The sequence below is a fragment of the Streptomyces sp. NPDC030245 genome (assembly GCF_055572995.1).
Genome location: NZ_JBVICF010000001.1, coordinates 42124 through 53965 on the forward strand (window position 1 = coordinate 42124; position 11842 = coordinate 53965).

General features: G+C 71.8%; 9 protein-coding genes. 6 read left to right on the forward strand and 3 right to left on the reverse strand.

Going from position 1 to position 11842, the window contains the following annotated elements:
• Window positions 1–7: 7 nt before the first annotated feature.
• The 4 genes from ACZ4Z4_RS00200 to ACZ4Z4_RS00215 all read left to right on the forward strand — a co-directional run bounded on the left by ACZ4Z4_RS00200 (window position 8) and on the right by ACZ4Z4_RS00215 (window position 3122).
• Entirely contained in the window at window positions 8–973 is a 966-nt protein-coding gene (locus ACZ4Z4_RS00200) for a lipoyl synthase (protein WP_468320042.1), read from the forward strand.
• Between the two features lie 327 nt (window positions 974–1300).
• A complete protein-coding gene (locus ACZ4Z4_RS00205; RefSeq protein ID WP_365367177.1) occupies window positions 1301–1507 on the forward strand; it encodes an SCO2195 family GlnR-regulated protein in 207 nt (68 codons plus the stop codon).
• Between the two features lie 30 nt (window positions 1508–1537).
• Window positions 1538–2245 carry a DUF4191 domain-containing protein gene (locus ACZ4Z4_RS00210; protein WP_468320044.1) on the forward strand — a complete coding sequence of 236 codons (708 nt, stop codon included), beginning with the start codon at window positions 1538–1540 and terminating at the stop codon, window positions 2243–2245.
• 217 nt (window positions 2246–2462) lie between these two features.
• Window positions 2463–3122, forward strand: a complete 660-nt coding sequence (locus tag ACZ4Z4_RS00215) for a UdgX family uracil-DNA binding protein (protein ID WP_468320047.1) — start codon at window positions 2463–2465, stop codon at window positions 3120–3122.
• A 40-nt stretch (window positions 3123–3162) separates the two neighbouring features.
• Here ACZ4Z4_RS00215 and ACZ4Z4_RS00220 read toward each other — a convergent pair whose 3' ends face one another.
• Window positions 3163–3630 (reverse strand): RDD family protein, encoded by a 468-nt coding sequence (locus ACZ4Z4_RS00220; protein ID WP_468320050.1) that lies wholly within the window; start codon window positions 3628–3630, stop codon window positions 3163–3165.
• Window positions 3631–3919: 289 nt separating this feature from the next.
• Between ACZ4Z4_RS00220 and glnA the strand changes: the two genes are divergently transcribed.
• The gene (gene glnA / locus ACZ4Z4_RS00225; RefSeq protein ID WP_468322008.1) at window positions 3920–5329 is read left to right on the forward strand and encodes a type I glutamate--ammonia ligase; all 1410 of its coding nucleotides are present in this window, start codon (window positions 3920–3922) and stop codon (window positions 5327–5329) included.
• 187 nt (window positions 5330–5516) lie between these two features.
• On the opposite strand, the gene ACZ4Z4_RS00230 is transcribed toward glnA, so the two are convergent.
• Window positions 5517–6284: a metallophosphoesterase gene (locus ACZ4Z4_RS00230; RefSeq protein WP_468320052.1), complete on the reverse strand. Its 768-nt coding sequence runs from the start codon at window positions 6282–6284 to the stop codon at window positions 5517–5519.
• Window positions 6281–9634 (reverse strand): AfsR/SARP family transcriptional regulator, encoded by a 3354-nt coding sequence (locus tag ACZ4Z4_RS00235; RefSeq protein WP_468320054.1) that lies wholly within the window; start codon window positions 9632–9634, stop codon window positions 6281–6283. The genes ACZ4Z4_RS00230 and ACZ4Z4_RS00235 overlap by 4 nt, the downstream gene beginning before the upstream one ends.
• Before the next feature lie 150 nt (window positions 9635–9784).
• Between ACZ4Z4_RS00235 and ACZ4Z4_RS00240 the strand changes: the two genes are divergently transcribed.
• On the forward strand, window positions 9785–11368 hold the full coding sequence (locus ACZ4Z4_RS00240) for an MFS transporter (RefSeq protein ID WP_468322011.1): 1584 nt from the start codon (window positions 9785–9787) through the stop codon (window positions 11366–11368).
• Window positions 11369–11842: the final 474 nt, after the last annotated feature.

Below are 11842 nucleotides of genomic sequence, written 5' to 3' on the forward strand. Positions count from 1 at the left end.
AGCCGATGTGTCCGCAGTCGCACCCGACGGACGCAAGATGCTGCGCCTGGAGGTCCGGAACGCCCAGACCCCCATCGAGCGCAAGCCCGAGTGGATCAAGACCCGGGCGAAAATGGGCCCCGAGTACAACGCCCTGCATAAGCTCGTGAAGAGCGAGGGCCTGCACACGGTCTGCCAGGAGGCGGGCTGTCCGAACATCTACGAGTGCTGGGAGGACCGCGAGGCCACGTTCCTCATCGGCGGTGACCAGTGCACACGGCGCTGTGACTTCTGCCAGATCGACACCGGCAAGCCGCAGGCCCTCGACCGCGACGAGCCGCGCCGCGTCGGCGAGTCCGTCGTCACGATGGACCTGAACTACGCCACGATCACCGGCGTCGCCCGCGACGACCTGGAGGACGGCGGCGCCTGGCTGTACGCCGAGACCGTGCGCCAGATCCACGCCATGACGGCGGAGCGCGCCGAGGGCTACACCAAGGTCGAGCTCCTCATCCCCGACTTCAACGCCGACCCCGACCAGCTGGCCGAGGTCTTCTCGTCCCGCCCCGAGGTCCTCGGACACAACGTCGAGACGGTGCCGCGCATCTTCAAGCGCATCCGCCCCGGCTTCCGTTACGAGCGCTCCCTCGAGGTCATCACGAAGGCCCGCGAGGCCGGCCTCGTCACCAAGTCCAACCTGATCCTGGGCATGGGCGAGACCCGCGAAGAGGTCAGCGAGGCGCTGCGCCAGCTGCACGAGGCGGGCACCGAGCTCGTCACCATCACGCAGTACCTGCGCCCCACGCCGCGCCACCACCCCGTGGAGCGCTGGGTGAAGCCCGCCGAGTTCGTGGAGCTGAAGGAGGAGGCCGAGCAGATCGGCTTCTCGGGCGTCATGTCGGGCCCGCTCGTCCGCTCCTCGTACCGCGCCGGCCGCCTGTACCAGATGGCGATCGAGAAGCGCGGGGCGTACGTGGCGTCGCAGGCGGTCTGAGACCGGCATCCGTCGGACAGGCACCGACTGTGTGAATCGGCGCACAAGCTACTACCGCCCGGTACTGGCCGTAATGACGCGGCCCCTACGATCCCCGCAGGTGAGCGGGACCGTATGGGCCGCGTCAGCGTTTTGGGCCGCTGTATCAAGGTTTCATCGGCGTTTGACCGGTCGGTCACGTCCTGGTAACACCAATCAGTGACCCTGGTACTACCGCACGTACAGCCTTGCCCATAGCCAGCCACACCTGTAGTCCGGGCACACCCGTAGCCCAGCCTCATCCATAGCCGCTCCCCCCACCCGAGCCGCTCTCCAGGAGGGCCCATCATGCAGGCCGCGCCCGTTCGCGCCACCGCCATCCCGTCCGTCTCCACCGCCCTGCGCGCCGTCGAGTCGCTGCTGATGAGCGGCGGCCAGCGCACCGCGCGGCGCAACGCCTGGACCTCCGTCCTGGAGGACCGGCGCCGCGCCAAGGACCGGGTCGAGGCACTGCGGGTACTCGAAGAGACCGTGACGACAACCCGCACGTCGTAGTTGCCTCCGGGGCCACGTAGACTTCTCGGCATGGCGAGGAAGGAAACCACCGCGGCGGATGCGGCCGCGGAGCCAGGGCGACTCAAGCAGATCGCTCTGACCTACAAGATGACCCGGCGGGCCGACTCCAAGATCGGTCTCATCATCGCGGCTGTGGGAATCGTCGTCTTTGGCGTCTTCCTCGCGATCGGCTTCTGGGTGGGTCACCCGATCTACCTGGGCATTCTCGGCTTCCTGCTCGCCTTCCTCGCGATGGCGATCGTCTTCGGACGCAGGGCCGAGCGCGCCGCCTTCGGGCAGATGGAGGGCCAGCCCGGTGCGGCGGCCGCCGTGCTCGACAAGATCGGCCGCGGCTGGACGACGACCCCCGCGGTCGCGATGAACCGCAGCCAGGACGTGGTGCACCGCACCGTCGGCAAGGCCGGCATCGTCCTGGTCGCGGAGGGCAACCCGAACCGCGTGAAGGGCCTGCTGGCCGCCGAGAAGAAGAAGATGGCCCGCATCGTGGCGGACGTCCCGGTGCACGACGTCATCGTCGGCACCACCGAGGGCACGGTCTCGCTGAAGAAGCTCCGCACGACGCTGCTGAAGCTGCCCCGCGTCCTTTCGGGCCCGCAGGTCACGGCGACGAACGACCGGCTGCGCGCGATGGGCGACCTGATGTCGAACATGCCGTTGCCGAAGGGGCCGATGCCGAAGGGCATGCGGATGCCTCGGGGTGGCCCGAAGATGAAGTAGCGGGCGGCTTCTCTCTTCCTTCCGTGCATGAAGGCCGTTGTACGAAGGCCCCGGACCCGATGGGTTCCGGGGCCTTCGCATGTTCCGAGAGCGACCTGATGGCAAACATGCCGCTGCCGTAGGGACCGGTGCCGAAGGGCATCCGGACGCCCCGCCGCCCACCGCCGCCCGATGGCCGGTGTGGGTGCTCGGTGAGACGCTGACGGGAGGAGGCGCCATGCCGAGCACCAAGCAGAAAGCGTCCGCCGACGGGGCCGCGCCCTACGTGCCCGCGCGGGGCGGGATCCCCGCGCTCCGCCGAGCGGCCGCCGACTGCCGCGGCTGCCCCTTGTACGCGGACGCGACGCAGACCGTCTTCGGCGCGGGCCCCGCCCACGCCCGCCTCATGCTGGTCGGGGAGCAGCCGGGCGACCAGGAGGACCGGGCAGGCGAGCCGTTCGTGGGCCCGGCCGGGCGCCTGCTGCGCTCGGCGCTGGGCGAGGCGGGGATCGAGGAGGACCGGGCGTATCTCACCAACGCGGTCAAGCACTTCAAGTTCGCGCCGGTCACCGAGGGCCGCAAACGCCGTATCCACAAGGCACCCAGCCTCGGCGAGCTGACCGCGTGCCACCCCTGGCTCGCCGCCGAGCTGCGGCGGGTGGACCCGGAACTGGTCGTGGCGCTCGGCGCGACGGCGGGCAAGTCGTTGCTGGGGAGTTCCTTCAAGGTGACCGAGGCGCGGGGCGCGCTGCTCACCCTCCCGGAGGATGGCCGCCGCTTCCTCGCCACTGTGCACCCCTCGGCGGTACTCAGGGCGAAGGACAGGGACGAGGCGTACGCGGGGCTGGTGGGCGACCTACGGGTGGCGGCCCGTTTCCTTCAGAACGCGGATCAGTGACCGGACCAGGTCAGGTCAGGTCAGGTCGGACGAAGCCTGATCAGATCCGGACCTGAATGGCGCGGGAGAGGCGGTCGTGAAGCCCGCGGCCGTCGCGGTCCCAGATCAGGGCGGGGATGACGAGGCAGAGCAGGATGCTGCGGACCAGGACCCAGCCGGGGGCGAGCCGCCCGCCGCCCTCGGCGATGACGCGCAGCCGGAAGAGGGCCTTGCCCGGGGTGCAGCCGACCGTGGCGACGGTCAGTACGCTCATGACGAAGAAGATCCCGAGCGCCCAGTTGCCCATCGCCTGCTGGTCACCGCCGGCGAACAGACCGTATGCGATGAGCATGCACAGGCCCCAGTCGACGGCGATGGCACCGATGCGGCGCCCGGGACGGGCGATCGACCCCGGCCCCTCCTCGGGCAGGCCCAGTTGCTGGCCCCGGTACCCGAAGTCGACACCGGCTTCCTCGGCGGCCGCGCGGGGGCCGGACAGCCACGATCCGATTGCTTGCCTCTTGTCCACCCGTCAAAGGTACTGCGCCCCTTGTTCCACGGGGGTGGCCGGGGTCGAACGCGAGACCGGATACGCCGGACGCGAGACCGGATACGCCGGACGCGAGGCCGAGACGCCGCGCTGCCGGCCGCCCGCCGGTTAACTTCGACGAAACAAATGGGTCATGCTTGAGAAATCCCCCGTCCTTATGGTCGGGTCCCAGCGTGTGCCACCGCACTGGCCGCGTGCGCCACCGCACTGGCCGCACCACGAGCTGCAACCCTGTCCCGCCCGGGGCGGGAGTAGGAGGAGTTGGATGTTGTTCCAGAACGCCGACGACGCGAAGAAGTTCATCGCGGACGAGGACGTCAAGTTCATCGACGTCCGCTTCTGCGACCTGCCCGGTGTGATGCAGCACTTCACGATCCCGGCGGCGGCGTTCGACCCGGACGAGGAGCTGGCCTTCGACGGTTCGTCGATCCGTGGCTTCCAGGCCATCCACGAGTCCGACATGGCGCTGCGCGCCGACCTGTCGACGGCTCGTGTGGACCCGTTCCGCCGCGACAAGACCGTCAACATCAACTTCTTCATCCACGACCCGATCACGGGCGAGCAGTACAGCCGTGACCCGCGCAACGTGGCGAAGAAGGCGGAGGCGTACCTGGCCTCGACCGGCATCGCCGACACGGCGTACTTCGGCCCGGAGGCCGAGTTCTACGTGTTCGACAACGTCCGCTTCCAGACGTCGGCGAACGAGAGCTTCTACCACATCGACTCCGAGGCCGGCGCCTGGAACACCGGTGCGGTCGAGAACAACCGCGGCTACAAGGTCCGCTACAAGGGTGGTTACTTCCCGGCCCCGCCGGTCGACCACTTCGCCGACCTGCGCGCCGAGATCTCCCTCGAACTGGACAAGAACGGCCTCCAGGTCGAGCGCCAGCACCACGAGGTGGGCACGGCGGGCCAGGCCGAGATCAACTACAAGTTCAACACGCTGCTCGCCGCGGCCGACGACCTGATGCTCTTCAAGTACATCGTGAAGAACGTCGCCTGGCGCAACCAGAAGACCGCGACGTTCATGCCGAAGCCGATCTTCGGCGACAACGGTTCGGGCATGCACGTCCACCAGTCGCTGTGGTCGAACGGCGACCCGCTCTTCTACGACGAGCAGGGTTACGCAGGCCTGTCGGACACCGCCCGCTACTACATCGGCGGCATCCTCAAGCACGCCCCCTCGCTGCTCGCCTTCACCAACCCGACGGTGAACTCCTACCACCGCCTGGTCCCCGGCTTCGAGGCCCCGGTCAACCTGGTCTACTCGCAGCGCAACCGCTCGGCGGCCATGCGTATCCCGATCACGGGCTCGAACCCGAAGGCCAAGCGCGTCGAGTTCCGCGCGCCGGACCCGTCCTCGAACCCGTACCTCGCCTTCTCCGCCCTCCTCCTTGCGGGCCTCGACGGCGTCAAGAACAAGATCGAGCCGGCCGAGCCGATCGACAAGGACCTCTACGAGCTCGCCCCCGAGGAGCACGCGGGCGTCCCCCAGGTCCCGACCTCCCTCCCCGCGGTCCTCGACGCCCTCGAGGCGGACAACGAGTACCTCCAGGCGGGCGGCGTCTTCACGTCCGACCTGATCGAGACGTGGATCGACTACAAGCGCACAAACGAAATCGCCCCGATCCAGCTGCGCCCGCACCCGCACGAGTTCGAGCTTTACTTCGACATCTAAATCGCAGGTCGGGTGAGCTTAGGCGGAGGCCCGGCAGTCCCCTGACCTGACGTCAGAAGCAACGGCGAGGGCCTGCTCCCCCAGATCGGGGGAGCAGGCCCTCGCCGTCTTTGTGAACCGAGAGGCCGCGGCGGAAGTCATCGCCGGCCTCACCCGGCGGCTGTCTCTGTCCGGCCACTGAACGTGGTCAGGCAGAGGTGAGCGGGATCGGGCAGTAGTGGGTCGTCAGGCGGTTGTTGGGGTCCAGGATGTGGAAGGCGACCGCCGGGGGCAGGTCGTGGTGGAGGGGGTGGGGGCCCGGTTCCCAGGGGAGGCGGAGGGTGGAGACCACGCCTGGGGCCACCAGGAGGGGGCGGTTCGCGAAGGTTGTCGCTGCGGGGGTGTGTGCGTGGCCTGCCAGGAAGGCCGTGATGTTCGGGTGGCGGGTGGTCAATTCGGCCAGGCGGGCCTCGTCGAACTGGCGGATGTCGTCCACATAGGGCGTGTTCAGCGGGACCGGTGGGTGGTGGAAGCCGATCAGGGCCGGGCGCGTGGGCGGGGTGTCGGCGAGCAGGTCCGAGAGCCACGTCAGGGTCTCGTCCGCCAGTCGGCCATGGTCCTCACCGGGGACCGATGTGTCGCACAGGGCGAGAGTGAAGCGGTCTGTGATGTGGGCGGTGTTGATCGGGGCCGTGCTCGGGGGTTCGCACAGGAAGTGGGTGCGGTATGCCTTGCGTTCGTCGTGGTTGCCCGGGCAGGTCAGGAGCGGGTGACGGGACGTCAGTAGTTTGCGGGCCGTTTCGTACTCGGACGGCGTCGCGTGGTCGGCTATGTCGCCAGTGGCGATGATCGCGTCCAGGGGGTGGGGGAGGTCGTTCAGGTACGTCATCACCGCCCTGGTGCGGGCCACGCTGCGGCCGGCGTCCACCTCGCGCGTGTCTATGTGGGTGTCGCTCAGGTGCGCTATCACGATCATCGGTGCGCGTCCTCGTTGTTCGGGTGGTGGGCGGCTGTGGGGGTGGGGTGCAGAGCCTTGTGTGTCGCCGTTTTTATGCGGGTTACGTCTGGCCGTTCCGTGGGCGGGACCGGGGTGGATGTCGTGGCGCGGAGGTGCGTCGCTGTCGCGAGCAGGTGGGTTGCCTGGGCCGGGCGGCCCGCGCGGGCGTGGGCGCCCGCCATGCCTTCGAGGGCCAGTGCGATCAGGCCCGGGTTGTCGGTGGCGCGTGCGGTCGCGTAACCCTCGCGGTGGAGGATGAGGGCCTCCTCCGCGTCACCCCGTTGTTCGGCGAGGAAGCCGAGCTCGGTGAGGAGCGCGGCCGTCTTGGGGCCCCAGTCCATCGCCCGGGTCCAGGCCAGCCAGGGGCGGAGGCGGGCCTCCGCCTCCGCGAGGCGGCCCCGGCGGCGGGCGGTGCGGCCGAGGCCCAGGTCTGCGAAGTACTCCCCGACGACGTCGGACTGCTCGACGGCCAGGCGGCGTGCCCGCTCGTTCAGGGTGTCGGCGCGGTCGAACTCGCCGGTCAGCAGGGCCACCCGGCCCAGTCCCGACAGGGCGTGGGAGGCGTCGATCCAAAGGTGCAGGTCCTCGGCGACACGTAGCGCGTCGCCGTGCAGGGTCGCCGCGCGTTCGTGGTCGCCGGTGACCTCCGCGTGCACGGCGAGCAGCGCCATGGCCTGTGACTGGCCCCAGCCGTCGCCCAGTTCGCGGAAGAGGCGCAGGCTCTGTGCGGCCGCCTCGCCGAGCGTCGCCAGGTCGCTGAGGGTCGCCGCCTGCCGGGCGCGGGTGCTGAGCGCGGCGGCGACGCCCCAGCGGTCGTCGAGCGCGCGCAGCTCCGCGACGACCGGGGTGATCAGGTCCTCGCCCGCGGAGAGGTCGCCGCAGCCCTGGAGCGCGGCGGCCTGGAACCAGCGGACTCTCGCGCGGCGCACCGGGTCCTCGATGAGGTCGGTGGGGGCGGGGGCGGCGTTTGTGGTTCCTGGGCCGGTGTCTCCTGTTTTCGAGTCTTCCGCCGTGCGGGTCAGCGTACCCACCGCGTACCGCCAGGCCCGCGCCTCGGCCCGTACGCCCTGCGGCGCCTCGCCCTCCGCCGCCAGGGCCGCGTCGAGGGAGCGGCGCGCCCCGTCGAGGCGGCCGCGCAGGTAGCAGTACCACGTCGTCGCGTTGACGAGGCGCAGCGCGCGGTGGGCGTCCGCGTGCCGGGCCGCGTCGTGGATGGCCGCGCGTACGTTGGCGGACTCGGCGTCCAGGAGGCGCAGGGCGCGCCGCTGGGCGGGGCCGCGCAGGTCGCGGTCGGCCGTTTCGGCGAGGTCGGTGTAGTAGCTGCGGTGACGCTCCCGTACGCGGGGGTCCTCGCCCGAGTCGTGCAGGTGCTCCAGGCTGTACGCCGCGACCGATTCGAGCAGGCGGTAGCGGATGCCGTCCGCCGTGTCGACGGTGGCGACCAGGGAGCGGTCGACCAGGCGGGCGATGAGGTCGGGGACGTCGGCGGCGGGGACGTGGACCGTGGGGGTACGGATGATGGGGGCCGGGTCCCCGCACACCGCCTCCGCCGCCCGCAGCGTGCAGCCGTCCGCGTGGACGGCCAGGCGGCGCAGGACGACGCGTTCGGGCTCCGTGAGCAGGGCCCAGCTCCAGTCGATCATGGCGCGGAGTGTCTGCTGGCGGGGTGGGGCGCCGCGGTGGCCCGCGGTGAGGACGCGGAAGCGGTCGTCGAGGCGGGCCGCCAGTTCGTGGACGCCGAGGCCGCGGACGCGGGTGGCGGCGAGTTCGAGGGCGAGCGGCAGGCCGTCCAGGCGCCGGCAGATCGCCGCGACCGGGGCGGCGTTGTCCGCGTCGAGTGCGAAGCCGGGGGCCGCGGCGGTGGCCCGCGCGAGGAAGAGTCTGACCGCGCTGGATGTCTGTAGCTCTTGCGGGGTCGGCGTGGTTTCGGGAGGAGGGAGTTGTAGTGGGGGGACCGCCTGGAGGGTTTCTCCCGGTACGGCCAGTGGTTCACGGCTCGTGGCCAGGATCCGCAGGTCCGGGGCCGCCTCAAGGAGTACCTGCACGATCTCCGCGGCCTCTTCCACGACGTGCTCGCAGTTGTCGAGTACGAGCAGGACTCGGCGGGTGCGGAGCGCCGCGGTGATACGGGCCAGGGGGCCGGGTCGGGTGTCGGAGTCCCTCCGCGGGGTGGTCGGCGTGACGTCGTCTCGGATGCCCAGGGCCGCTGCCATCAGCTCGGCGATGCCGGCCTGTGTCTGTCCGCGCGCGGACAACTCGACCAGGTGGACCCCTCCTTCGTACTCCCCGTACTCCCCGTACTCCTCAGCCAGGCGTCCTGCGACCTCGAGAGCCAGGCGCGTCTTGCCGACGCCGCCGGGGCCCGTGAGCGTGAGCAGTCGGCCGTCCTTGAGGTGGGTCCGCGCCTCCTCCACGGCGTCGGCCCGGCCGATGAGGTCGGTGAGGGGGATGGGGAGGTTGCGGTTGCGGGGGTTGGTGCGGGGGCGGGGGCGTGGCGGGGTCTCGTGGGTGGGCCGAGCCGGAGCCGGAGCCGGGGCGTGGGTCAGTGCCGGGGCGTGGGTCAGGATCGCCGTGTGCAGGGCGGTCAGGGACGGGCTCGGGTCCACGCCCAGTTCCGTCCTGAGCAGGTCGCTCAGCTCGCGGTACGCGGCGAGTGCCTCGCTCTGGCGGCCCGCGCGGTAGAGCGCGCGCAGGTGCGCGGCACGGAGGCGTTCGCGGAGCGGGTGGCGCGCCACCAGGTCCGCCAACTCGGCTATGTCACCGGCGAGTCTGCGGTCGCCGCCCTCCGCGGCGCGGGCCTCAGCAAGGGTCTCAGCGCGGGCTTCCGCACGGTCCTCCAGGGCCGTCAGCCGCTCCTCCTCCAGGCGGGCGACCGCGGCCTCGGCGAACGCCTCCTCCGCCACGTCCGCGTACGCCGGACCCGGACCGCGCCACAGCGCCAGCGCCTCGTCCAGCAGCTCCACCCGTACGCGCGGGTCGGCGCTCTCGCGCGCCCTGTCCAGCAGTACGTGGAAACGGTGGGCGTCGACCGTGCCGGGCGCGGCGTTCAGGGCGTAACCGGCGGGCTGGTGTGTGATCAGCGCGCGGGACCCGGGCTCCGCGTCGTCGAGGACGCGGCGGAGCCGGGAGATCTTGCTGCGCAGGGTCTCGGCGGGGCGGGCCGGCAGATTTTGGCCCCAGAGGTCGTCGACGAGCCGGTCGGCCGGGGCGGGGCGGCCGTCGCGGATCAGCAGGTCGGCGAGGAGCGCGCGCACCTTCGCCTCGGGTACGGGGACCCGCCTGCCGTCGGCCGTCCACACCTCCAGGGGGCCGAGTATCGCGAAGCGCATGGCGCCCAACGTAGTCCAGTGCGACCGGAATTGATCCCTCCGGAACCTTTCCAGAAGCTTTCCGGAACCCCCGCCGCCCAGCCTGATCGCATGACTACTTCTTCGCCTTCCAAAGACTCCACGGACTCGTCGGACTCGCCGGACTCGCCGATGGTCGAGCCTGCCGCCCCACCCCCAGCCGGCCCCCGCGAGTGGATCGGTCTCGCCGTCCTCGCGTTCCCCGCGCTCCTGCTTTCCATGGACGTCACCGTCCTCTATATGGCGCTGCCCACCCTCGGCGCCGATCTCCACGCCGACAGCACGCAGTCGCTGTGGATCGCCGACATGTACCCGTTCATGCTCGCGGGGTTCCTCGTCACCATGGGCACGCTCGGTGACCGTGTCGGGCGCCGCCGCCTGCTGATGGTCGGCGCCGCCGCGTTCAGCGTGGCTTCCGTCCTCGCCGCGTTCGCCCCCGGTGCCGAACTGCTCATCGCCGCGCGGGCGTTGCTCGGCGTCGCGGGGGCCGCCGTGCTGCCCTCGACGATGTCGCTGATCAGCACCATGTTCCGGCAGCCCGCGCAGCGGGCCGGTGCGTTCGGGCTGTGGATGATGGCCTTCTCGGTGGGCGCGGTCATCGGGCCCGTCGTGGGCGGGCTGATGCTGGAGCGGTTCTGGTGGGGTTCTGTCTTCCTGCTCGGTGTGCCCGTGATGGCGCTGCTTCTGATCTGCGCGCCTGTGCTGCTGCCTGAGCACCGCAACTCCGTGCCCGAGCGACTCAGTTCCTCACCCGAGCACCGCCCCTCCCCGGCCGGGCGGCTCGACCCGCTCAGCGTGGTGCTGTCGCTGGCCGCGATTCTGCCGGTGGTGCACGGGCTCAAGGAGGTGGCGCGGGACGGCGCCGAGCCGCTTCCGCTGGCGTTCGTCGCCGCCGGGCTCGTCGTCGGCCGGATCTTCGTGGTGCGCCAGCGGCGGCTCGCCGATCCACTGCTCGACCTGCGGCTCTTCGCCGAGCGCGCGTTCAGCGGGGCGCTCGTCGTGTTCCTGCTCGGCATGATCACGCTGCACGCCCTGACCCTGTTCTTCACGCAGTACCTTCAGCTGGTCGAGGGGCTCTCGCCGGTCCGTGCCGGGCTGTGGATGATTCCGTTCGTCGCCGGTACGTTCGCCGGTCTCGGCCTCGCCCCGCGGATCGCGCGCCGCGTGCGGCCGGCCCGGGTCATCGCGGGCGGGCTGCTCGTCGCGAGCGTCGGCTTCGCGCTGATCTCGCGCGTCGACGCGTCGTCGGGGCTCGCCCCGCTCGTCATCGGCAGCACGGTGGTCACGCTCGGCTTCGGGCCGCTGATGGTGCTCGGTACGAACATGATCGTGGGGTCGGCGCCGCCGGAGCGTGCCGGGGCGGCGGCCTCGGTGTCCGAGACCGGTGCCGAACTCGGCTCCGCGCTCGGAGTCGCCGTCCTCGGCAGCGTCGGCACGGCCGTCTACCGGAGCCAACTGGCCGACGCGGACGCCCTCGACGCCGTCCCGCACGAGACCGCCGACGCGGCGCGCGAGGGCCTTGCGGCGGTGCGGGGCGCGGCCGACGGGCTGCCGGACGGGCCGGCGGCCGAGGCGCTGCTCGGCGCCGCCCGCGACGCCTTCGCGACGGGCCTCGGCACGGTCGCTCTGATCAGCGCCGTGCTGCTGGCGGCGCTCGCCGGGCTCACGATGGCGCTGCTGCGGCATGTACGCCCCATTGGGGCGCCGGAGGAGTGAGTGAGGTGATGCCCCCCGGGGGGCGCGGTCCGGGGGCCGGGGCCCGGGGGGCCGGGGCCCGGGGGGCCGGGGCCCGGAGGCCGGGTGCCCCGGGGGGCCGGCCCGAGGTCCGGGGGCCCAGAGACCGGGGCCCGGGCCCGGAGGCCGGGGGCCAGGGGTCGGGGGCCCGGAAGCCAGGGGCCGGGGGCCTGGAAGCCAGGGGCCGAGGGGGCCGAGGGGGCCGGGGGCCGGGGGCCGGGGGCCGGGGGCCGGGGGCCCGGAGGCTAGGGGCCGAGGGCCCGAGGGCCGGGGACCCGGAGGTCGGGGAGCCGGAGGTCGGGGAGCCGGGGGCCAGCCCGAGGTCCGAGGGATCAGAGACCGGGGCCCGGAGGCCGGAGGCCAGGGGCCCGGAGGCCAGGGGCCAGGGGCCAGGGGCCCGGAAGCCAGGGGTCGAGGGCCCGAGGGCCGGGGACCCGGAGGTCGGGGAGCCGGGGG

Excerpts from the sequence above, each read along its gene's own strand:
- ACZ4Z4_RS00210 (WP_468320044.1), top strand. The coding sequence starts at position 1,538 with ATGGCGAGGAAGGAAACCACCGCGGCGGATGCGGCCGCGGAGCCAGGG.
- ACZ4Z4_RS00215 (WP_468320047.1), top strand. The coding sequence starts at position 2,463 with ATGCCGAGCACCAAGCAGAAAGCGTCCGCCGACGGGGCCGCGCCCTAC.
- ACZ4Z4_RS00230 (WP_468320052.1), bottom strand. The coding sequence starts at position 6,284 with ATGATCGTGATAGCGCACCTGAGCGACACCCACATAGACACGCGCGAG.
- ACZ4Z4_RS00235 (WP_468320054.1), bottom strand. The coding sequence starts at position 9,634 with ATGCGCTTCGCGATACTCGGCCCCCTGGAGGTGTGGACGGCCGACGGC.
- ACZ4Z4_RS00205 (WP_365367177.1), top strand. The coding sequence starts at position 1,301 with ATGCAGGCCGCGCCCGTTCGCGCCACCGCCATCCCGTCCGTCTCCACC.
- ACZ4Z4_RS00240 (WP_468322011.1), top strand. The coding sequence starts at position 9,785 with ATGGTCGAGCCTGCCGCCCCACCCCCAGCCGGCCCCCGCGAGTGGATC.